The sequence below is a fragment of the Arthrobacter sp. UKPF54-2 genome (genome assembly GCF_007858535.1).
In the GTDB taxonomy this organism is placed as follows: Bacteria; Actinomycetota; Actinomycetes; order Actinomycetales; family Micrococcaceae; genus Arthrobacter.
This window is the reverse complement of the sequence record NZ_CP040174.1, coordinates 740,149-762,047: the sequence shown is the minus strand read 5'-3', so window position 1 is coordinate 762,047 and position 21,899 is coordinate 740,149. Positions and strand designations below refer to the sequence as shown.

The window sequence follows — 21,899 nt, the reverse complement described above, 5'->3', positions numbered from 1 at the left end:
CTGTTGCGAAGGGCGTGGCAGCCCGGCGGACGGAAATCTGGAGGGCCGGGACCGGGTGCCGTCAGCGGCGCCCGGTCCCGAGCTGCGGGGTTTAGTCCGCGGGCTTAGGCCGCGACGAGGTCGGCGGCGTGGATCGCCGTGTCGGCGCCGTCGCGGGCCTCGTGCAGGTAGCGGTCGTACGCCGGGAGCGTCAGGAAGGCGGGGAACTCGTTGCTGAGCGTGACCTCCTCGAAGATGTCCCGGGCGTCGGCGAAACGGTCGCCCTCGAAGCGTTCCAGCTTCGCAAACTCCTCGTCCAGCATGTCTTCGACCCATTCGTGCGTGATCACATCGCCAGCGTCCGTGATGGCCCGGGAGAAGATCCACTGCCACAGCTGCGAGCGGGAGATCTCCGCGGTCGCGGCGTCCTCCATCAGGTTGTGGATGGCCACGGCACCGTTGCCGCGCAGCCAGGATTCGATGTAGCGGATGCCCACCTCGATGTTGATCCGCACGCCGCGCTCGGTAATCGTGCCCGTGGTGGAGGCAATGTCGATCAGCGCACGGTCATCCGGGATGACGTCTTCGCGGAGGCGGTCCCGCTGGTCCGTGCGGTCGCCCAGGACGCCGTCGAACACCTCGCGGCAGACCGGCACCAGGTCCGGGTGCGCCACCCAGGAACCGTCGAAGCCGTCGGCGGCATCGCGGGTCTTGTCGGCGCGGACCTTCTCCAGGGCGATGGCGTTGGCCGCCTCGTCCTTGCGGTTGGGAACGGCCGCGGCCATCCCGCCGATCGCCATCGCGCCGCGCTTGTGGCAGGCCCGGACCAGCTGTTCGGTATAGGCCCGCATGAACGGCTGGGTCATGGTCACCTGATCGCGGTCCGGCAGGACGAAGCGCGGGCCGCGGGTGCGGAAGTTCTTGATCAGCGAGAAGATGTAGTCCCAGCGGCCGGCGTTCAGCCCGGCGGCGTGCTCGCGCAGTTCGTAGAGGATCTCCTCCATCTCGAACGCTGCCGTGATGGTCTCGATCAGCACGGTGGCGCGGATGGTGCCCTGCGGGATGCCCAGCAGGTCCTGGGCCAGGATGAAGATGTCGTTCCACAGACGTGCCTCGAGGTGGTTCTCGATCTTCGGCAGGTAGAAGTAGGGCCCCTTGCCCTGGGCGATCAGGCGGCGGGCGTTGTGGTAGAAGTACAGCCCGAAGTCCACGATCCCGCCGGCCACCGGCACGCCGTCGATGAGCATGTGCTTCTCCGGCAGGTGCCAGCCGCGGGGCCGGACCACGATGGTGGGCAGCTCCTCGGCCGCGCGGAGCTTGTATTCCTTGCCCTCGGGGGAAGTGAAGTCGATCCGGCGCTCCAGGACGTCGGTGAGGTTCAGCTGGCCCTGGATGACGTTGCGCCACGACGGGGTGGAGGCGTCCTCCATGTCCGCGAGCCAGACCTTGGCGCCGGAGTTCAGGGCGTTGATGGCCATCTTCTTGTCCACCGGGCCGGTGATCTCGACGCGGCGGTCGGTCAGGCCCGGAGCGGGGGGAGCGACGCGCCACTCGGGGTCGTTGCGGATGGCGGCGGTCTCGGGGAGGAAATGCGGGTCCTGGGCCCGGGTGATCTGCTGCCGGCGTTCCCGCCGTGCCTGCAGCAGCTCCTGCCGCCGTCCCGCCGTCGCCTTGTGCAACTTGGCCACAAACGCCAGCGCGTCCGGCGTCAGAACCTCGCTCTGCCGGCAAATCGGCTGGGCAGTCAACGTAACCCCGTTGATCGTGAAGTTGTCAGTGAAGCTGTTCATTTCAAATCTCTCCTTAGCGAAGAAGCAAGTTCGACGGCGGACGGTGACGTGCGCGCTAGGCCGAAGGTGCCGGGATTGCGGCAGCCTGCGTAAAAGGGGCCCTGTGTCCGGGCCCGTCCTCGCTCAGCGAGGTCGGACCCGGACATGGGGAATAGCAGGCAGAGCAATGCCGGACCGAAGGCCGTAGGCGACTGCCGCCGTCGTAAGCGTTAGTGGAACTGTCCCTCTTCGGTCGATCCGACCAGGGCGAGGGTGGATGCGTTCGGGTTGAGCGCGGTGGCGATGTCGTCGAAGTAGCCGGTGCCGACTTCGCGCTGGTGCTTGGTGGCGGTGTAGCCGCGGGACTCGGAGGCGAATTCCTTTTCCTGCAGCTCGACGTAGGCGCTCATGCCTTCCCGGGCGTAGCCGTGGGCGAGGTCGAACATCGAGTAGTTCAGGGCGTGGAAGCCGGCCAGGGTGATGAACTGGAAGGTGAACCCCATGGCGCCGAGTTCGCGCTGGAACTTCGCGATCGTGGCGTCGTCGAGGTGCTTGCGCCAGTTGAACGACGGCGAGCAGTTGTAGGAAAGCATCTGGTCCGGGAACTCGGCCTTGACCGATTCGGCGAACTTGCGGGCCAGTTCCAGGTCCGGGGTGCCGGTCTCCATCCAGATGAGGTCGGAGTACGGGGCGTAGGCCTTGGCCCGGGCGATGCAGGGTTCGATCCCGTTACGGACCTTGTAGAAGCCCTCCGGGGTGCGCTCGCCGGTGATGAATTCCTGGTCGCGCTCGTCGACGTCGGAGGTGATCAGGGTGGCGGCCTCCGCGTCGGTGCGGGCGATGATGACCGACGGCGTGCCGGCGACGTCGGCGGCCAGCCGGGCGGCGTTCAGCGTGCGGACGTGCTGCTGGGTGGGGATGAGGACCTTGCCGCCGAGGTGGCCGCACTTCTTCTCCGAGGCGAGCTGGTCTTCCCAGTGCACGCCCGAGGCGCCGGCCTGGATCATGGACTTCATCAGCTCGTAGGCGTTCAGCGGGCCGCCGAAGCCGGCCTCGGCGTCGGCGACGATCGGCACCATCCAGTCCTCGACCGTCTGGATGCCCTCGGAGAACTCGATCTGGTCGGCGCGGAGCAGCGCGTTGTTGATGCGGCGGACCACGGTGGGAACGGAGTTCGCCGGGTACAGCGACTGGTCCGGGTAGGTGTGGCCGGAGTTGTTGGCGTCCGCGGCGACCTGCCAGCCGGAGAGGTAGATGGCGCGGAGGCCCGCCTTGACCTGCTGCACGGCCTGGTTACCGGTCAGGGCGCCGAGGGCGTTGGTGTACTTGCCCTCCTTGTGCTCCTCGGTGAGCTGCTTCCACAGCTTCTCCGAGCCGCGGCGGGCTAGGGTGTGCTCTTCGGAGACCCGGCCGCGGAGGCGCACGACGTCGGAAGCTGAGTAGTCCCGAGTGACACCTTCCCAGCGCGGGTTGGCGGCCCACTCGAGCTCCAGGGCGGCGGCCTGCTCTGTCGTGTCCTGGCTGGACGGCTGCTGGGTGGGCTCAAATGCTGCAGTCATCTGTGTCTCCTTGATGTGTCCGGGCCGGCGGTGACCGCTTGAGTGCGGGGTCCGCCGGTTGTTCCGGGGTGGTGAATCTTTCTGTGAGATCTACTTTTCTTCACTTTCAAGGGGCTTTCTAGGGGGAAACTCTGGAAAGAATTGCACTTCTTCACGTATTCTCAAGAAATGCATCCGAGCAGCTGGAACCGCCAGGCCGTATCCCCCTCAGTCCCCGCCGAACCCGAGGTGGACGTCATCAGCATGGGACGGAGGGTCCGGCACCTGCGCAAGGCTGCGGGGCTGACGCTCGATGACCTGAGCGCCGCCGTCGGAACAGCCCCCAGCCAGCTCAGCCTGATCGAAAACGGCAAGCGCGAACCCAAACTCGGCCTGCTCCAGCAGCTGGCCGCGGCGCTGGGCGTCAGCATCGACGAGCTGCTCGGCGCGGAACCGCCGAACCGCCGCGCGGCCCTGGAGATCGAGCTGGAACGCTACCAGCGCAGCCCCATCTACGAGTCCCTGAACCTGCCCAAGATCCGCATCAGTTCGCGGCTGCCGATGGACGTGCTTGAGTCCATGGTGGGGCTGCAGCATGAGCTCGAACGCCGGCTCAATGAGCAGGTGGCAACCCCGGAGGAGGCACGCCGCGCCAACGGTGAACTGCGGGCCATGATGCGCGAGCGCAACAACTACTTCCCGGAGTATGAGGCGGAAGCGCAGAAGGTCCTGGCCTCGGTGGGCCACACGTCCGGCCCGCTGTCCCACCACGTGATTGCGGACATCGCCGGGCACCTCGGCTTCAGCCTGCACCACGTGGGCGATCTGCCGCATTCCACCCGCTCCGTGACGGACCTGAAGAACCGCCGAATTTACCTCACGCAGAACGCCCGGAGCGATCACGACCCCCGGTCGGTGCTGCTGCAGGCCCTGGGCCACTACGTCCTGGGCCACCAGACGCCCACCAACTACGGCGACTTCCTGATGCAGCGCGTCGCCACGAATTACTTTGCCGCGGCGTTGCTGCTGCCCGAGCAGGCCACCGTGGAGTTCCTGCAGAAGGCCAAGGCCGCCAAGGAGATTGCGGTGGAGGACATCCGGGACGCGTTCGCCGTGTCCTACGAGACCGCCGCGCACCGCTTCACCAACCTCGCCACCCAGCACCTGGACCTGCGCACCCACTTCCAGAAGACGCACAAGAGCGGCATCATCTACAAGGCCTACGAGAACGACGGCGTGACGTTCCCCCAGGACCACACCGGCGCCATCGAGGGCCAGCCGTCCTGCAAGAACTGGACCTCCCGCGTGGTGTTCGACGTACCGGACAAGTTCAGCGCCTACAACCAGTACACGGACACCCCGGCCGGGACCTACTGGTGCACGGCCAGGACCGAGCGGTCCGCCAACGGGGAGTTCTCGCTCTCCGTGGGGGTGCCGTACGCGCAGGTCAAGTGGTTCCGCGGCCGAGACACCACCGAGCGCTCCAAGTCGACCTGCCCGGACGAGAGCTGCTGCAAGCGCCCGCCGGCCGCCCTCGCCTCGGAGTGGGCGGGCAACGCGTGGCCCTCGGCCCGGGCGCATTCGCACCTGCTCGCCGCGATGCCCCCGGGCGCCTTCCCCGGCGTGGACGAGACCGAGGTCTACTCCTTCCTGCAGGCGCATTCCGGCAACTGACCTGCCCCCTCGACCCCCGGCGCTCCCTCACGTCCTGCGGTTCGTGGTCCGACGCTCCCTCACATCGTGCGTGTATTCGGGTGACGCTCCCTCACCTCTAGTGCGGGAGCGTCTGGTGGTTAGCTGCAGGATTTGCGGGAGCGTCTGGTGGTTAGCTGCCGGACCTGCGGGAGCGTCTGGTGGTTCGCTGCCGGATCTGAGGGAGCGTCCGCTGGTTTGCGGGCTATATTGGCCAGTGTCAGCTCATCGATCCATCTCGCGGGAGCGTGCACCCATGGCCAAGGAACTTGCCACCCAGCTTGTCGAACAACTCCAGGCTGCCGGCGTGCAGCGGATCTACGGGATTGTCGGGGACAGCCTGAACCCGATCGTCGACGCCGTCCGCAAGACCGGCGGTGCGGCAAAGGGCGGGATCGACTGGATTCACGTCCGGCACGAGGAGGCCGCCGCGTTCGCCGCCGCGGCCGAAGCCCAGCTGACCGGCAGGCTCGCGGTCTGCGCCGGGTCCTGCGGGCCCGGCAACCTGCACCTGATCAACGGCCTGTACGACGCCAACCGCTCCGGCGCCCCGGTCCTGGCCATCGCCTCGCACATCCCCAGCAAGCAGATTGGCAGCAGCTTCTTCCAGGAAACCCACCCGGACCGGCTCTTCAACGAATGCTCGGTCTACTCCGAACTCGTCAGCACGGCCGAGCAGGCGCCGCGGGTCATGCACAGCGCCATCCAGCACGCCGTCGCCCTCCGCGGCGTCGCCGTCGTAACGCTGCCCGGTGACATCGCGGGGCTGGAGGCGACCGCCGAAACTCCGGCGCCGGCGTCGTTCCGGCCGGCCGCGCTGGTGCCGGACCCGGCCAGTGTGCGGGAACTGGCGGACGCCATCAACGACGCCGGTAAGGTTGCCATCTTCGCCGGCGCCGGCGTAGAAGGCGCCCACGATGAGGTGATTGCGCTCGCCGAACTTCTCTCCGCGCCGATCGGGCACTCGTTGCGCGGCAAGGACTTCATGCAGTACAACAACCCTTACGACATCGGCATGACCGGGCTGCTCGGCTATGGGGCCGCGGCCGAGGGGATCGAGGATGCGGACCTGCTGATCCTGCTCGGCACGGACTTCCCCTACGACCAGTTCCTTCCCGGAACCCGGACCGCGCAGGTGGACCGGGCCGCGCAGAACCTGGGCCGGCGGACCGACGTCGACGTCGCCGTGCACGGTGACGTGCTGCCCACGCTCGCCGCGCTCGTGCCGCTGCTGAAGCCGAAAAAGAGCCGCCGCTTCCTCGACGCGATGCTCAAAAAGCACGACCGGCTGATGAACAAGGCCGTCGGGGCGTACACCCGCAAGGTCGAAAAAACCCAGCCCATCCACCCCGAGTACGCGGCGTCGCTGCTGGACCAGGTGGCGGCCGAAGATGCGGTCTTCACCGCGGATACCGGCATGTGCAACGTCTGGACCGCCCGGTACATCAACCCGCTGGGCACCCGGCGGCTGATCGGCTCCTACCTGCACGGCTCCATGGCCAACGCGCTGCCCCAGGCCATCGGCGCCCAACTCGCATACCCGGGACGCCAGGTGGTCTCGGTCTCCGGCGACGGCGGCCTGTCGATGCTGCTGGGGGAGCTGATCACGGTCGCGGCGCACCGGCTTCCGGTCAACGTGGTGGTCTTCAACAACTCCACCCTCGGGATGGTCAAGCTGGAGATGCTGGTGGACGGGCTGCCGGATTTCGGGGTGGACGTGCCGGACGCCAACTACGCCGAGGTTGCCCGGGCCCTCGGTTTCCATGCCGTCCGCGTGACCGACCCGGCGAAAATCGAGGCCGCCTACCGGGAGGCGTTCGCGCACCCGGGGCCTTCGCTGGTGGAGCTCATCACCGACCCCAAGGCCCTCTCGATCCCTCCGAAGATCAAGGGCGCGCAGATCCTGGGCTTCGCCACGGCGATGTCCAAGGTGGTCCTGAACCGGGGCGCCGGCGAGGCCGTGAGCATGGCGCGCAGCAACCTGCGGAACATCCCGCGGCGCTGAGACGGTCCGGCGACGGACCGGCATTCCCCGACGAATCCGCGCCAAATCGTGACCCGGGTGCTGTCGCTCTTTCCCGGTGCCGGTGCTTGACTGGCGGTAGGCGGAACCCCGCCGTTCCACGCGGTTGTGCGGGCCTTGGGGGCGCGATGAAACAGAAGATTCCGGCGCGTTTTGTTGCAGCCGCCGCGGGCGTGGCGCTGGTCCTGTCCGCCTGTGCGGCCTCGCCGCCGGCGCTGCTGAAGGCCGACGGCGTCGAGCGCGTTGCGGCGGACCGCGCCGCCTACCCGGACGAGCTGGAGCAGTTCCGGTCATCGGCACGGACACTGGGTGCCGCGCTCCTCGCCGACGGCGGGGACGCCGGCAACGGAAACGTGGTCGCGTCGCCGGGCAGCCTGCTGATTGCCCTGGCCATGCTGCGGGCAGGAGCATCGGGGACGACGGCCGCCGAGATGGACAGCGCCCTGGGCCTGCCCGCGCAACACCGCGACGAGGCCCTGAATGCGCTGCTCGGATCCCTGGAAGCCTTCGACGGCGACCCCGGTTCCGTGGACGAAAAGAACCCGCCGCGCAAGCCGGTCCTGCACAGCGCAAACGGCCTGTTCGTGGACAAGAGCGCGCCCACCGGGGAAGGCTACCTGCGTTCCCTGGCCCGGTACTACGGGACGGGCGTGTACCCGGTGGACTTTCAGGATGAGAGCACCACCAAACCGGCGATCGACGCCTGGGTGAACAAGAACACCGGCGGCCGGATCCAAAAAGCGCCCGCGGAGTACAGCAAGGACAACACCCTCAGCCTGCTCAACACGGTGTACTTCGCGTCGGCGTGGAACGTCCCCTTCGACCCGGCCGATACCTCAGACCTGCCCTTCACGACGGCGGCCGGCGGGCCGGTCACCGTCCCCACCATGTCCGCGGTGCAGGACCTCGCGTCCGCCCGGGGTGCGGGATGGCAGGCCGTGGACCTGCCTTACGCCGAGGGTTTTGTGATGCGGCTGGTGCTGCCCGACGCCGGGGCCGCCATGCCCGGACCGCAGGCCCTCGCCGACGCCGCCGGGACCCTTGCGACGGCGGCGCCCGCCCCGACCCAGATCTTCCTGCCACGGTGGGACCACAAGAGCAGCTTCGAGCTGCGCAAGGTCTTCGCAGCCTTGGGCCTGAGGGAAATGCTCCAGACCGCGACCGACTTCAACGCGATCCAGCCCGGACTCGAAATCACGCAGGCGGGCCAGTCCGCCAACATCACGGTGGCGGAGAAGGGCACGGTTGCCGCCGCCGTGACCCAGATCAACGCCCGCGCCGTCAGCGGTGCGGTTCAGACAAAAGCGATCAGGTTCGACCGGCCGTTCCAGTACGAGATCATCCACGTCGAGACCGGGCTGCCGCTCTTTATGGGCAGGGTGTCAGACCCGCGCGCCGCTGGCTCTTGAACCGGCCCGCGGCCGCCCCGTTTCGACGGTTCCGTGCAGCTTCGATGTCACGTGCCATCTAGCGCGCAGGGAACCGTCGAAACGGCAGGACTGGCCGGAACCGGTTAGCGTGGGCCGCCCTGCCAGAGCGCGTCGAACGGTGCGCCCGAGGCCACCCGGTTCCGGATGCCCGCAGTGACGAAGTCCTTCGCCGCGCGGGCGGCCTCCAGCGGCGTCGCGCCCTTGGCCAGCTCGGCTGTCACCGCGGCGGCCAGCGAGCAGCCGGCGCCGGAAACTGCGACCTCGCCCACCTTCGGGGCCGACAGGACCTCCAGCGTCTCGCCGTCGTAGTAAACGTCGACGGCGTCGGGGCCGGCCAGGCGCACGCCGCCCTTGGCGAGGACGGCGGCGCCGCTGAGTTCGTGGATGCGGACGGCCGCGGCCTTGAGGGATTCGACGTCGGTGATTTCCAGCCCGGAGAGCGACTCGGCCTCGAAATGGTTCGGCGTGACGAAGGTGGCCAGCGGCAGGATCTGCGCCTTGAGGGCCTGGTCGGTGTCCAGGGCGTGGCCCGGCTCCTGGCCCTTGCAGATCAGCACGGGGTCCAGCACCACGTTCCGGAAAGCAGAGTCGGCCAGCGCCTCGGCCACGGTCGAGATCGTCGCCGGGCTGCCCAGCATGCCGATCTTTACCGTGTCCAGCACGGACGGTGCGCCGGACGCGGGGCCGTACGCCGCCGTCGTCGCCTCCAGCTGGTCGGCGATGACCTGCTGGTCAACGGGGACGAAGCGGTGGTTCCAGTTGTCCTTCGGGTCGAAAGACACGATGCAGGTCAGGTTGGCGATGCCGAAGACGCCGAGCTCCTGGAAGGTTTTCAGGTCCGCCTGCGCGCCGGCGCCGCCGGTTGCCTCGGAACCGGCGATGGTCAGGGCGACGGCGGGGTAGGCGCTGGCGTCGGAGGTCACGTTGTCCACGGCGTAAGAAGTCATGGACCCATCCTGCCAGCCCCGGAAACCCGCCCGCATTGTGCGCATGACCAATATGACCAAAAACCGAGTGTTCTGGATCACGGGGACTAGGGTGGCGGACGGTGTTGCTCTCTTGCGACGCCGGATCCAGGAAGGTTCATTGATGAGCACCCAACTGTCCGAAGCGGCCCAGACCCGAAAAGCCGTCGGCAACATCCTCAAAGGCTCGGCAGGCAACCTCGTCGAGTGGTACGACCTCTACGTCTACACCGTCTTCGCGGCCTACTTCCAGGCGCACTTCTTCAACTCCAAGGACGAGCTGCAGGCCGGCCTCGAGGCGATGGCCGTCTTCTCGACGTCGTTCCTGATGCGCCCGATCGGCGCCTGGTTCTTCGGACGCTACGCCGACCGCAAGGGCCGCAAGGCCGCGCTGACGCTGAGCGTGACAATGATGTCCGCCGGCTCGTTCGCCATCGCGGTGCTCCCCACCCAGGACGTGATCGGACTCTGGGCCATGATCCTGCTGGTCCTGATCCGCGTGATCCAGGGCTTCTCCGTGGGCGGCGAGTACGGCACCAGCGCGACCTACATGTCCGAGGCCGCCACCTCCAAGCGCCGCGGATTCTTCTCCAGCTTCCAGTACGTCACACTGATCGGCGGCCAGATGCTGGCCCTGCTGGTCCTGGTCATCCTGCAGAACGTGATGCCGAAAGCCGACCTCGGCGAGTGGGGCTGGCGGATCCCGTTCGCGATCGGCGGCGTCGCGGCGCTCGTGGTCCTGTGGCTGCGCCGCTCCATGGAAGAGACCGTCTCGGCCGAACAGCTCGAAGCCGCCAAGGCACCCGCGGTGGCCGGCGAAGCGCAGCCGGGCACCATGAAGCTCCTGTTCACCGGCTACTGGAGGCCCCTGCTGATCTGCATCGGCATCACGCTCGGCGGCACCGTGGCGTTCTACACCTATACCAACTTCATCCTGAAGTTCATGAATGACACCTCCGGCATCGCCAAGACGGACACTTCGGTGATCAACTTCTGGGCGCTGTTCATCTTTATGCTGCTCCAGCCGGTCTACGGCATCATCTCGGACAAGGTGGGCCGCAAGCCGCTGCTGCTCTGGTTCGGCATCACCGGTGTCCTGTTCACCTGGCCGCTGCTCTCGACGCTGGCCGGCACCAAGGACCCGCTCACGGCATTCCTGCTGATGATGGGCGGCCTGCTGATTGTCGGCGGCTACACCTCGATCAACGCCCTGGTGAAGGCCGAGCTCTTCCCGGCCTCCATCCGCGCGCTCGGCGTCGGCCTGGGCTACGCGATCGCCAACTCGCTCTTCGGCGGCACGGTTCCGCTGATCGGCGCGGCGCTGCAGAAAGCCGGCCAGGAGGAACTGTTCTTCACCTACGTCACCGTGGCCATCGCCATCTCGCTGCTGGTCTACGTCTTCGCGTTGAAGAACAAGAAGTCCACGCACCTGGACCACGAACAGGGCCACGCCTGGGAGCCCGCCGCTGCCGCGGCAGGGACGGGCGACGGCCGCCGGGACGACGACAAGGACCTCGTGGACGCCTCGCGCCGCTAGGGTTCGGACGCCCACGACGGCGGGTTGCCGGCTTCTGGACTTCGGTCCCGGAGGCCGTCGGCCCGCTGTCGTCGGTTAAGGCCTGCTCCGGAATGCGTGCTCCGGCTGCTCCGGCAGGTGCTGTGCGGGTGAGAGAATGGGTGCGGCTCGTGGCGTGAATTGCCGGAGCCTCCCAGTGCTAATACAGCCGGCCGTTCCGGGTTCGTTTACGCGAACCGGGCCGCCGAGCGAACCACTACGAATGGAATACCCATGACCACCGCCAAGACCTTCCCGGCTGCCGCCGCGCCGAAGTTCGCCTCGATCGGTTCGCCGTACTTCGGCATCATGCTGGCCGTTATGGCCGTGGTGCTGATCCTGTCCAACATCGGCGCGTCCAAGGGTGTCGCCATCGGCCCGATCATCACCGACGGCGGTTTCTTCCTTTTCCCGCTCGCCTACATACTCGGCGACGTCATCAGCGAGGTCTACGGCTTCAAGGTTGCGCGCAAGGCCATCCTGACCACTTTCGCGCTGTCCGTCTTCGCGTCCCTCTGCTACTGGATCATCATCGTGCTGCCCGGCTTCAACGACGAGTACGGCGCTGCCAAGCAGTCCGCGCTCGAAGGAGCGCTGGGCCCAGTGCCGCAGATTGTGCTCGCGTCCCTCCTGGCCTTCCTCGCCGGCCAGACGATCAACTCCTGGATCCTGGTGAGGATGAAGGCCCGGACGGGTGAAAAATCCCTCTGGGCCCGCATCATGGGATCCTCCGTGGCCGGCGAGTTCGTGGACACGCTGATCTTCTGCAGCATCGCCGCCTCGGTGATCGGGATCAGCGACGTCGGGATGTTCGCGAACTACGTCCTCGTGGGGTTCCTCTACAAGACGCTCGTGGAGTTCGCCTTCGTGCCGCTGACCTCGCTCGCCATCGGCTGGGTGAAGAAGCGCGAACCAAGCTACGGGGCGGTCTAGCTCCGCCCGCAAAATCCGCCGTTTCGACGCTTCCGTGCCCGCTCGACGCCGGTAAGCGTCTAGCCGGCAGCGGATCGTCGAAACGGCGCGGAGCCAGCCCCCGCGCCGCGGTTTAGCGCCCGCAGGACCCGGTATTTGAACTCCACCTCGTTGAACAGGTCCCTCCACTCGACGCGGAGGAACGTCCAGCCCTGCTCCGTCAGCGCCTTCTCGCGCTGCCGCTCCGCGAATAGGACCTCTCCCGTGGGCCGGTAGGCGAAGTACTTGCTCTTGCCGTCGAACTCGAGGGCGACCTTGCGCTCGGGCCAGGCTAAGTCCAGCCGGTATTCCCCGAGCGGCGTCAGAACGCTGTACTGCACCTCCGGCGGCGCAATCCCGATCCGGTGCAGCAGTTCCCTCGTCAGGCTCTCCCCGGCTGATTCGGAGCGAGGATCAGCCAACTCGAGGGCCCGGCGCAGCGCCACCACGCCGTTACGCCCCGCGAGGGCGGCACACTGGGCGCGGATCATGCCGAGGTCCGCCCCCAGGCGCGCCGCATGGTCGATCAGGATCAAAGCCTGCGGCACGGTGAACATCAGGCAGCAATCCACGACCGTGCGTTCCAGGGACGTGCACGGCAATCCGTCCACGAAGCACATCTCGCGGCTTGTCACCCGCCTGGTGTGGGCGACAACGTCGCGCCCGTGCGAAAATCCCGAGGGGCAGCCGTTCTGCGTCAGGTGCACGCGGTCATCGACCTTCCACAGCTGGAGTTCATGGAGGCTGGCACCTGAGATGTGGCTGTACACGAAGCCTCCCGCCGACGTCGTCAGCGTTCCAAGCGCATGCGCAGAAATCAGCTGCCGACGTCGGGATGGGGCATCGAGGCCCCGCCACCACTCGCCGCGGGCGTAGCAGCCACGGCGGAGCCGGACGAGGCTTCCGTCCCGGACGTGTCTGGCAATGGCCCGGGAATTTCGTCCGGATGCCAAAAGCTGATCCGTGCGCCAGAGGGTCCCGGCATCGGGAAGTTTGGTGGGCATGGGACCAGCATTGACCAAGCGCCGGGCTTGCTCCAGAGCGCCGTGGGGGTATGTGGACAACGCCGTTTCGACGGCTCCCTGCAGAACGGCTGTCTGGTTACATCGAGCACGCAGGGAACCGTCGAAACGGCCAAAGCCGGGCCGTGCGTCAGGCCTTGAGTGTCCCGTCGAGGAGGTCGCGGAGCTCGCGGAAGTGCCGTTCCGTGGCTTCCGGGTGGAACGCCGAAGTATCCGCCATCGAGTAGCCGTGCGGGGCGCCGTCGTAAATCGTGTTGATGGCGGTCAGCCCTGCCGCGTCGAGCGCCTCGCCCAGCCGCGCGACGGCGTCGGGCCCCATGCTGCGGTCATGGTCGGCATGGCCGAACACGAACGTGGCACGGGCATGCTCCAGCCCCAGGTGCGGGCTGTCCGGCTCGTCGGTGGCCAGGCCCCCGCCGTGGAAGCCGCCGCACGCCGCGACCTGATCCGGGTGGGCGTTGGCGGTGCGGACCGCGAGGCGTGCACCCATGCAATAACCGGTGACGCCGATGGGGCCGTCCGCGACGCCGTCGAGCTCGCGAAGATCACGTAGCCAGGCGTCGATGTCCGGCAGCGCCTTGTCCGAGGTGAGGCGCCCGACCCGGGGGAACGCCGCGGCGCCGGCGGCCTCACGGCCCTCCGGTGTGCCCATGTCACCGGCCGGCGCCAGTTCCGCTGCCGTGCCTTCGCGGTAGAAGACGTTGGGGGCGAGGACGACGTACCCCCAGTCGGCGATGCGCTGCGCCATCTCCTGGATGCGGGGGCGCAGGCCGAAGGCGTCCATGTAGAAGATGACGCCCGGGAAGGGGCCCTCGCCGGTCGAAGGACGCGCCACGAGGGCCTCGGCTGTGCCGTCAGCGGCAGGAATCTCGATAAACATCCGGTCAGGATAGCCGACGCAGCTAGGAGCCCGTCCAGGGTTTGGCGCCCGGATGGGCCCCGGCAGAAGCCTAGGAGTAGTACAGGCCCAGGGTTTCGGCCTTGAACTCGAAGAAGGTGCCGTCTTCGATGGCGCGGCGGGCGTCGTCGACCATCTTCACCACGAAGCGCTCGTTGTGGATCGAGATCAGCGTGGCGGAGACCATTTCCTTGGCCTTGAACAGGTGGTGGATGTAGGCCCGGGAGTAGTTCAGGCAGGCGTAGCAGTCGCAGCCTTCCTGGAGCGGGCCGAAGTCGCGCTTGTACATGGCGCCGGAGAGGTTGTACCGGCCGGTGGGGTGGTAGAAGGCCGAGTTGCGGGCCACCCGGGTGGGGGAGACGCAGTCGAAGGTGTCCGCGCCGTTCTCGATTGCGGTAAAAATGTCATCCGGCTCGGAGATGCCGAGGAGGTGCCGCGGCTTGTTTTCCGGCAGTTCCTCGTTGCACCAGCGCACGATGGTGCCCAGGTTCTCCTTCTCCAGTGCACCGCCGATGCCGAAGCCGTCGAAGTTCATCGCGCCGAGGTCCCGGCACGCTTTGCGGCGCAGGTCCTCGTACTGCGCGCCCTGGATGACCCCGAACAGGGCCTGGTACGGCTTGCCGGCGCGCTGCTCCGTAAGCCGGAAGTGCTCGGTGATGCACCGCTCGGCCCAGCGGCGGGTGCGTTCTAGGGACTCCTCCTGGTAGCCCCGGGAGTTCTGCAGCGTCGTCAGTTCATCGAATGCGAACATGATGTCCGCGCCGATCTGGTGCTGGACGTTCATCGAGATCTCGGGGCTGAACCGGTGCCGGTCGCCGTTGAGGTGGCTTTTGAACCACACACCCTCCTCGTCCACGTGGGCGAGGCGTTCCTTGCCGGGGGCGACGGCGTCGTCCGGCCCTGAAGTGTCCACCGATTTCATGTCGATGACCTTCTTGAACCCGGATCCCAGGCTCATCACCTGGAACCCGCCGGAGTCCGTGAAGGTGGGCCCGCGCCAGTTCATAAAGGCGCCCAGGCCGCCGGCCTCGTCCAGGATGTCCGCGCCGGGCTGCAGGTACAGGTGGTAGGCGTTGGCCAGCACGGCCTGCGCGCCGAGCTCGGCGACGGACTCCGGCAGCACGGATTTGACCGTGGCCTTGGTGCCGACGGCGATGAACGCCGGGGTCTGGATCTCGCCGTGCGGGGTGGTGATGGTGCCGGTCCGGCCCAGGAACTCCCCGCCGTTGGCGGCAACCTGCGCGGCCGACGGCGAGCACGTTTCGCTCAGGCGCTTGCCCACCCGGAAGGAAAACTCGGACTGCTTGGCAGGCGCGGCGGGCGTGGACGCAAAGTCAGGATTGGCTGGCACGGTTCAAGTGTGCCAGCTAACACCGCGGAAGCCTTAGTGCAGCGGGTCCGATGTGGGGTAGTTCTCAGCCCGCCAGGTGTCCCAGCGGCCGCGGATGGCGTCGAGCTGGTGGGCGCCGAGATCGTAGGTGGAGATGATCCCCAGCGAGCCGCCGTCGGGCCGGAGGTCGGGGATGACGGGCTGGTCCGCCACAATGACCAGTCCGTCGCCGTGCTCGGCGTAGCTGTGCACGGTCAGGCCCACCTGGTGGTTGCTGCGGAACCAGACCTTGCCCGAAATCTCCTCGCCCGTGGCCAGGGTGAGCGCGTACGGCTCGCCGGGTTTGGGGACGTCGGACAGGCCCAGTTTGTCGATCGCCGAGCCCCCGGTGCCGGGGACCGAGAAGAAAAACGTCCGCCGTTTGCCGTGCGGGTGGTGCTCCAGGGCGAACCGCAGCTGGTGCAGGAACGTCAGCCAGCCCTGGGTGATGTCCTCGTCCCAGGCCGCCCACTCCGAGTCATGGTCGATGGCCGCGCGTGTCACGCTGACTTCCGTGCCGGTGGGGACCGGTTTCAGGGTAAAGATATCGCCGCCGTCGACGACGAGGGAGGTATGGTCCGCGCTCTCGACCACGTCGGGGCCGAAGTAGATCGCGTTGATCTCGGCGGCCTGGTCGTCGGCCTCCCAGCCGTGCCACTGGGCCACTTTCGCGGGTTCGCGCAGCATCGTCCAGACCTGCGGCGCGTCGGAGTTGATCACCACGCTGAGATTGTTCGTCATGGGGTGAATCTACAACGCACGGCCGCGGCGGGGTAGGGCCAAACGGTCAGCCGCGGACCGACTCGAGCTCGTTGCCGATCCGCCGCTCCAGTTCGGGGGCGCCGATGGTCTGGGAGCCGCCGTGCGCGCGCAGGAAGAGCAGCGCCTCGAGCCGCAGCAGCCGCCATTCACGCTCCGCGTCCGGGTTGGAGTTGTCGATCGCCCGGAAGATTTCCTTGTCATACAGGTTCGGCTCGTTGAGGGAACGCTGGCGCACCTTGGCGTTGATCCGGGCCTTGAACGGGTCCGTCTCCATCTCGTCCGGCGCCCGGAGGAACTTCTCGTAAACCTCGGCGCGTTCTTCCTCCCCGCGCTGGCGGCAAATGTAGCTGGCCAGCGCCAGCGACGCCTCCACCGAGGCCCAGCGGCCCGGGTTCCCGTCGAAGGGGAGCACGTTGAGCAGGTCCGCGACGGCGAGGGCGTTCTCCGCGTCTTTGAGCACCACAAAGAGTTCATGGGCCAGGTCGCTGAGGTCCTTGAGGCAGCTGCCGGACTTGGTGTTGATGCCCTTGGTGAGCCGGTCGCTGAGCAGCAGCACCCCGAGTGCGTCGGGGTGCGCTTCGGCCGCGGCTTCCACAACCGACTCGGGGGTTCCGTCCGCGGCCGGAATTAGGGCCAGGTCCGCTTCGCTGGGGCCGCTGGCCACCGGCGGGGCCACCGGACGGGGAGGGACGACGACGCCGGGAGCCGCGGGTGCGCCGTCGCCGTCGGGAAGGTGCTCAACCAGCTGCAGTCCGGGGGCGCCGCCGTCCGCGGAGTCGTCCCCGGAGTCGGCCGGGGAGTCAGCGCCCGGGCCGGCCGCGTCGGCCGCCGGGATCGCGCCGTCGGCGGGGGAAGCTTCCGGTGAGTCCGGCACGGGGTCCAGGACCAGGACCACGGACCCGGCGGCGATCCGCAGCACGCCGCCCCCGGTGAGGGTGGCGCGCACGATGGCAGGGGAACCGAAATCGTCGTTGTCGACGTCCACGCGCACGATCTCGGCGGTGCGTTCGGCGTCGGGCAGGAGCAGCAGATCCCCGGTCCGCAGAGATCCCGCCTGCCTTTCGCTGTAGTTCAGGGAGGCTGTGGGGTGGGTCATCTGGAGTCCTTAAATTCTCTTTCGGTCCGCTCACCAGTCTACAAAGACGGTCGCGCGAAGTCGGGGACGCCGGGGCGCTCCGGGCGTCCCCGCGGGTCCGGCCGCCCGGGGCGCAATCCCCCTAGTGGCCCACGCCCGCGAACGCCAGCGCCTGGCGGATCAGCGCACCGCGGCCGCCGCTGAATTCCAGCTGCACGTCCGAACTCATCACTTCCTCCGGCGTCATCCAGGTCAACTCGAGGGCGTCCTGCCTCGGCGAGCACTCGCCGGTCACGGGGATGATGTAGGCCAGCGCGACGGCGTGCTGCCGGTCGTCGGTGAAGCCGGTGTGCGAGGGGGAGGGAAAGTATTCGGCCACTGTGAAGGGGACCGGGCTGATCGGCAGCTGCGGGAAGGCGAGCGGGCCGAGGTCCTTTTCCATGTGGCGCAGCAGGGCGGCCCGGATGGTCTCGCGGTACAGCACCCGGCCGGAGACCAGGGAGCGGACCATGGTGCCGTCCTCGTCGGCCTGCAGCAGGGTCCCGACCTCGTTCACAAACCCGAGCGGGTCCAGCCGGACCGGGACGGCCTCGACGTAGACCATGGGCAGTCGGCCGCGGGCCTCGAAAAGATCGTCGTCGGAGAGCCAGCCGGGATTGGGGTCGGGAGTGCGAACGTTCATGGTTAAGTTCTACCGCATCCCCGGGCGCCGGGCGTGGTCACACGGGTCGGCCGCCGGCGGGCGCTGCGGAGATCCAGAGGGCGTGCGGGTGGGCCGCGCCGCCGGCGTCCGGGTTGCCAACGTGCAGGAGCGCCACGGCCGCCTCCTCCACCAGCGCCACCTCGTGCCCGGCCCCGGCGAGCCGTTCCCGGAGCCCTTCAAGGTTGCCGCCGTATTCGAAGCCCAGCCCGGCGCTGCCGGTTCCCGCCGCAGCCCCGGCGGCACCGACCATCAGCACCCCGCCGTTCTTCGCCGTGAAGGTCTCCGTTTCCACAGCGTCCGCCTCGGCGCCGCCGGTCCCGGCAGCGCCGGCTAACGGGCGGGGCCGGGCGCCGATGTCACGCAGTGTCCGGGCCGCCGCCGTCGGATCCGCGGCGAACCAGACGCCGACGACGGCGAGATCCGCTTCCGCCTCCGCGGAGCCGGCCCAGCTGCCGTCGGCCGCGCGGGTGGCGGGGTCGGCGAGGAAACTGAAGCCGTCAGCGGCGGTGACCCGGCACGAGGGGCCGCGGTCCGTCTCGATGAGCTCGGCGGTGGTGCCGGGCGCGGTGCCCGCACCGGCCACGTTGGTCCGGCGGGCAAACTCCGCGAGGTCGCCTGCCTCGACGCCGAACGCCGTGGTCCCGTCCTCCGCCGCTGCGGCCTCCACGACGTGCAGCGCGAGGCGTCCGGCGCCGGCGTCGAACTCCCGCCAGGTGGGCTCGTCGCCGGTCTTGACCATGCCAAGATCCTCCAGCAGGCGCTCCCACTGGTCCGGGCGGGAAGTGAAGTGGATGGGGCGGACACGCAGCATGGGGGTCTCCCTGATGGTTCGGGGCCGGGAGCACAATGGTGCCATGGCTGCTGAGCTAAAGGAACTGCTGGTGAAAGACGCCGCCGAATGGCGCGCCTGGCTGGAGGAGCACCACGCCGAAAGCCCCGGAGTGTGGCTGGTGCTGCACAAAAAGGGCGGTTCGGTGACGGAGCTGGACTACGAGGCCGCCCTTCAGGAGGCCCTTTGCTTCGGCTGGATCGACGGCCAGGGCCGGCGCCGTGACGACGAGACCTCCTACCAGCGGATGACCCGCCGCGGCCCGAAAAGCGTCTGGTCGGCACGGAACGTGGAGCGCGTCGGCCGCCTCGAGGCGGAGGGGCGGATGGCCCCGGCCGGTCGCGCCGCCGTCGAGAGCGCCAAGGCGGACGGGCGCTGGGAGGCGGCCTATTCGGGGCAGGCCACCGCGGAGGTGCCGGAGGATCTCGCCGCGGCCATCGCGGCGGAACCGCGGGCGCAGGCCATGTTCGACGTCCTGACCTCGGTGAACCGGTTCGCGCTGATCTACCGCACCAACGCGGTCAAGCAGCCGGCCACGCGGGAACGAAAGATCGCGGGCTTTGTGGAAATGCTGGCCCGCCATGAGACGCCGTACCCGCAAAAACGCCGCCCGGAACCGGGGCCTTCAGCACCTTCCCAGTAAGCGCCCGGGCTACCGACAGGCTGGGCTGGCATAGTGGGCCGATGCTTACCACCCACCTTGAGCAGCCCCGGGGCTCTGTGCCCGCCGCGCGCTCGCAGCGCACGGCGTTTTTTGCCGCCGCCGGGCTGCTGGTCGCCGGCGAGGCGGTCTTCTGGCTGATGCTGGCCGCGGTCCAGACGAACTCCGGGCTCGCGCTGCTCGACGGCGGGGTCCACGACGCCCTCGTCGCGGGCCGGACGCCCGCCGCCACGGCGGTGCTGGCGGCGGTCAGCACGGTCACCTCCCCGACCTGGATGACGGTCATCGGGGGACTGCTGGCGCTCGGCTGGGCCGTCCGGAAACGCGAAATCTGGCGGCCGGCGCTGCTCCTCGGAGCCATGGCGGCCACCTTCGGCGCCTCCACCCTGATCAAGCACCAGATCGGGCGCGCCCGGCCCTCGGCAGCCGACTTCCTGATGGGCCCGGACGATGCCCTGTCCTTCCCCTCCGGCCACACGTTCGGGACCGGTGTCTTCCTGCTGGTGCTGGTCTACCTGCTGCTGGGGCGCGCCGGGGTCCGGAGCGTACGCCGTTCGACGGCGGTGCTGGCGTTCTCCGGGGCCGCCCTTGGAACGCTGCTGGTCGCGTTCAGCCGGATCTACTTCGGCTACCACTGGCTGACGGACGTGGTGGCCTCGATGGGGCTGGCGGTCGCCGTTACGGGCCTGGTGGTCCTGGTGGACGGCCTGCGGGACGCCCGGAAGGCGGCCCCTGCGGCCCCTGCGGCCCCTGCGGCCTAGAACTCGACGCCGAGCGCCTGGGCGATGACCACGGCCGAGGCCGAGGACCAGGCCTGCGGGTGGCAGGAGGCCGGGTACGGCACCGCGCGCCCGGACTCGGCCGCGGTGACCCCGGCAAAGAGTTCCGGAAGCCGGTGGCCGAACGCGCCGGAAGCCGCGAGCAGACCCTCGGCGAGGGCCCGTGCCTCGGCGGTGAATCCCTCGCCGAGCAGGCCGCGGACCGCGACGGCGGTGTCGTGGCTCCAGACCGAGCCGCAGTGGTAGCTGAAGGGCCAGAACCCCGCCGCCCGCCGGGACAGGGTGTGCAGGCCGTACCCGGAAAACAGCTCCGGACCCAGCAGCCGGTCCGCCACGAGCCGCGCCTCGGCGGCGTCGAGGATTCCGGTGCCCAGCAGGTGCCCCATGTTGGACCCCGGGACGTCCAGCGGCTCCCCGTGGCCATCGAGCGCCATGGCCGGGAAGCTGCCGGCGTCGTCCTGTACCCAGAAGCGCTCGCGGAAGTTCTGCTTCAACGCCGCCGCGAAATCGCGCAGTTCCCGAGCGCCCGGTTCGCCGTAGGCGTCGAACAGATCCGCCGTCTGCACGGCCGCCTGGTAGGCGTAGCCCTGAACCTCGGAGAGAGCGATCGGGCCGTCAGCCTGCCGGCCGTCGCTGAACTGCATGGCGTCCCGGGAGTCTTTCCAGCCCTGGTTGCTCAGGCCGTGCCCGGAGGTGTCCTGATAGCTGAGGAAGCCGGCATTGGCCGTATTTCCCGCGGCCCCGCCGGCCGCCAGCAGCCATTGCGCGGCGCTGCCGGCGCTGGGCAGCAGCGAACGGACCGCGCCGTCCTCGGTGCCGGCGAGGCCCAGCTCGCCGAGCAGGCACAACCAGAGCGGGGTGGAGTCCACGGCGCCGAAGTACACCGGCGGAAGCCGCAGCGCCTGGCTTTCGAGCACGAGTTCCTTGGACCGCAGTTCGTGCAGGATCTTGCCCGGCTCCTCGGCCGCGGCGGGGTCGGTTTTAGTGCCTTGGTGGGCGGCAAGGGCGCGCAGGGTCCCGGCGGCCAGGGCGGCGTCGAGCGGCAGCAGCATCCGCGCCGCCCAGAGCGAATCCCGGCCGAAGAGCGTGAAGTACCAGGGTGCCCCGGCGGCCAGGAAGGGGGCGTCCGGTGCCTGGCGGCTGGCGAGCCGGAGCCCGTCGAGTTCGTCGAGGGAGTTGTCCAGGAGCAGGCCCAGCGGCCCCTCCGTGGCGGCCCGGACACGGCGGGCGGCCGGCAGCGGCGCGGCCAGCACGGCGTCCCCGCTGTCGGTCAACACGGCCTGCCATTCCACTTCCAGCGGCCTGCCGCGGCCCGCGGTGCCGCGCCAGCTGAGCCGCGCCCCGGGACCGACCCGTCCCGGCGCGGCCACGGTCAGGGTCTTGCCGTCCTCGTCCCAGCGCAGCGAGGACGCGTCCGCCGCGGTGGGCTGCAGCGGTTCGCGGTAGCGGCCGAGCCGGATGGCCGCCATGTCGGTAAAGTCCGCGGCCAGCCGCACCTCGATCTCGGCGTCCACCGCCTCCAGCGAGGTGCTCAGCCGCAGCGCGACGCGGACGGCGCCCGGCGTGACGGTCCAGGTCTGCAGGAGTTCGACGGCGGGATCCTCGGTGGGCCCCTCGATCCCGCGCACCAGCCCGCGGACCTTCAGCACACCGCCGGGGCAGGTCTCCACCGTGGCCGGTTCCGGCGCGAAGCCGTTGACCGTCACCTCGGCCCGGCACAGCATCCGGGTGTCCCCGTGCAGCAGCCCGGTGAACCACTCACCGGCGCCGGTCGTGGGGCCCGTGCCGGGGGCGGCGGGTGCGCCGCCGCCCAGCCGGCCGTCGGCGTCGAGCCACACCTGGGTGGGGGCGGCCACGGAACAGTGCTGGCGGTGCAGGGCTGGTTGAACAGTCATGGGC

The 21,899-nt window shown here is 68.9% G+C and carries 18 protein-coding genes and 1 pseudogene; 7 read left to right on the top strand and 12 right to left on the bottom strand.

Going from position 1 to position 21,899, the window contains the following annotated elements; all coding sequences use genetic code 11:
* Nucleotides 1-104: 104 nt before the first annotated feature.
* Both aceB and aceA read right to left on the bottom strand, forming a co-directional pair.
* Nucleotides 105-1,769 carry a malate synthase A gene (gene aceB, locus E7Y32_RS03310; RefSeq protein WP_146335868.1) on the bottom strand — a complete coding sequence of 555 codons (1,665 nt, stop codon included), beginning with the start codon at nt 1,767-1,769 and terminating at the stop codon, nt 105-107.
* A gap of 209 nt (nt 1,770-1,978) precedes the next feature.
* Complete coding sequence (gene aceA, locus E7Y32_RS03305; protein ID WP_146335867.1) at nt 1,979-3,307, bottom strand: isocitrate lyase; 1,329 nt, start codon at nt 3,305-3,307, stop codon at nt 1,979-1,981.
* Nucleotides 3,308-3,448: 141 nt separating this feature from the next.
* Between aceA and E7Y32_RS03300 the strand changes: the two genes are divergently transcribed.
* From E7Y32_RS03300 to E7Y32_RS03290, 3 genes are all read left to right on the top strand, one after another.
* Entirely contained in the window at nt 3,449-4,960 is a 1,512-nt protein-coding gene (locus tag E7Y32_RS03300) for a helix-turn-helix transcriptional regulator (protein ID WP_146335866.1), read from the top strand.
* A 274-nt stretch (nt 4,961-5,234) separates the two neighbouring features.
* The gene (locus E7Y32_RS03295; protein WP_146335865.1) at nt 5,235-6,983 is read left to right on the top strand and encodes a pyruvate dehydrogenase; all 1,749 of its coding nucleotides are present in this window, start codon (nt 5,235-5,237) and stop codon (nt 6,981-6,983) included.
* A gap of 146 nt (nt 6,984-7,129) precedes the next feature.
* Nucleotides 7,130-8,410 (top strand): serpin family protein, encoded by a 1,281-nt coding sequence (locus E7Y32_RS03290; RefSeq protein ID WP_146335864.1) that lies wholly within the window; start codon nt 7,130-7,132, stop codon nt 8,408-8,410.
* Nucleotides 8,411-8,514: 104 nt separating this feature from the next.
* Here the strand turns inward: E7Y32_RS03290 and E7Y32_RS03285 are convergent, their stop codons facing one another.
* Complete coding sequence (locus E7Y32_RS03285) at nt 8,515-9,378, bottom strand: hydroxymethylpyrimidine/phosphomethylpyrimidine kinase (protein WP_146335863.1); 864 nt, start codon at nt 9,376-9,378, stop codon at nt 8,515-8,517.
* Nucleotides 9,379-9,520: 142 nt separating this feature from the next.
* On the opposite strand from E7Y32_RS03285, the gene E7Y32_RS03280 reads away from it, so the two are divergent.
* Together E7Y32_RS03280 and E7Y32_RS03275 are read left to right on the top strand one after the other, a co-directional pair.
* Nucleotides 9,521-10,933: an MFS transporter gene (locus E7Y32_RS03280; protein ID WP_146335862.1), complete on the top strand. Its 1,413-nt coding sequence runs from the start codon at nt 9,521-9,523 to the stop codon at nt 10,931-10,933.
* Between the two features lie 252 nt (nt 10,934-11,185).
* Complete coding sequence (locus E7Y32_RS03275) at nt 11,186-11,884, top strand: queuosine precursor transporter (protein WP_146335861.1); 699 nt, start codon at nt 11,186-11,188, stop codon at nt 11,882-11,884.
* Nucleotides 11,885-11,943: 59 nt separating this feature from the next.
* On the opposite strand, the gene E7Y32_RS03270 is transcribed toward E7Y32_RS03275, so the two are convergent.
* The 8 genes and pseudogenes from E7Y32_RS03270 to E7Y32_RS03240 form a co-directional block, all read right to left on the bottom strand.
* The gene (locus E7Y32_RS03270) at nt 11,944-12,672 is read right to left on the bottom strand and encodes a hypothetical protein (protein WP_315897999.1); all 729 of its coding nucleotides are present in this window, start codon (nt 12,670-12,672) and stop codon (nt 11,944-11,946) included.
* A gap of 144 nt (nt 12,673-12,816) precedes the next feature.
* A pseudogene (locus E7Y32_RS16515) lies at nt 12,817-12,906 on the bottom strand (hypothetical protein); the annotation flags it as partial.
* A gap of 148 nt (nt 12,907-13,054) precedes the next feature.
* The gene (locus E7Y32_RS03265) at nt 13,055-13,804 is read right to left on the bottom strand and encodes a dienelactone hydrolase family protein (protein ID WP_146335859.1); all 750 of its coding nucleotides are present in this window, start codon (nt 13,802-13,804) and stop codon (nt 13,055-13,057) included.
* A 70-nt stretch (nt 13,805-13,874) separates the two neighbouring features.
* Nucleotides 13,875-15,173, bottom strand: coding sequence for a tRNA guanosine(34) transglycosylase Tgt (gene tgt, locus E7Y32_RS03260; RefSeq protein ID WP_146335858.1), 1,299 nt, complete (start codon nt 15,171-15,173; stop codon nt 13,875-13,877).
* Between the two features lie 33 nt (nt 15,174-15,206).
* Nucleotides 15,207-15,932 (bottom strand): SRPBCC domain-containing protein, encoded by a 726-nt coding sequence (locus E7Y32_RS03255; protein ID WP_146335857.1) that lies wholly within the window; start codon nt 15,930-15,932, stop codon nt 15,207-15,209.
* Nucleotides 15,933-15,978: 46 nt separating this feature from the next.
* Nucleotides 15,979-17,049: a DUF6707 family protein gene (locus E7Y32_RS03250; RefSeq protein ID WP_146335856.1), complete on the bottom strand. Its 1,071-nt coding sequence runs from the start codon at nt 17,047-17,049 to the stop codon at nt 15,979-15,981.
* Nucleotides 17,050-17,170: 121 nt separating this feature from the next.
* Nucleotides 17,171-17,710, bottom strand: coding sequence for an NUDIX hydrolase family protein (locus E7Y32_RS03245; RefSeq protein ID WP_146335855.1), 540 nt, complete (start codon nt 17,708-17,710; stop codon nt 17,171-17,173).
* Between the two features lie 37 nt (nt 17,711-17,747).
* Complete coding sequence (locus tag E7Y32_RS03240; RefSeq protein ID WP_146335854.1) at nt 17,748-18,542, bottom strand: VOC family protein; 795 nt, start codon at nt 18,540-18,542, stop codon at nt 17,748-17,750.
* A gap of 43 nt (nt 18,543-18,585) precedes the next feature.
* Between E7Y32_RS03240 and E7Y32_RS03235 the strand changes: the two genes are divergently transcribed.
* Nucleotides 18,586-19,203, top strand: a complete 618-nt coding sequence (locus E7Y32_RS03235) for a YdeI family protein (protein ID WP_146335853.1) — start codon at nt 18,586-18,588, stop codon at nt 19,201-19,203.
* Between the two features lie 41 nt (nt 19,204-19,244).
* Nucleotides 19,245-19,982: a phosphatase PAP2 family protein gene (locus E7Y32_RS03230; RefSeq protein ID WP_146335852.1), complete on the top strand. Its 738-nt coding sequence runs from the start codon at nt 19,245-19,247 to the stop codon at nt 19,980-19,982.
* Here E7Y32_RS03230 and E7Y32_RS03225 read toward each other — a convergent pair.
* Nucleotides 19,979-21,895, bottom strand: a complete 1,917-nt coding sequence (locus tag E7Y32_RS03225) for a glycogen debranching N-terminal domain-containing protein (RefSeq protein WP_146335851.1) — start codon at nt 21,893-21,895, stop codon at nt 19,979-19,981. The two genes, E7Y32_RS03230 and E7Y32_RS03225, sit on opposite strands and share 4 nt — an antisense overlap.
* Nucleotides 21,896-21,899: the final 4 nt, after the last annotated feature.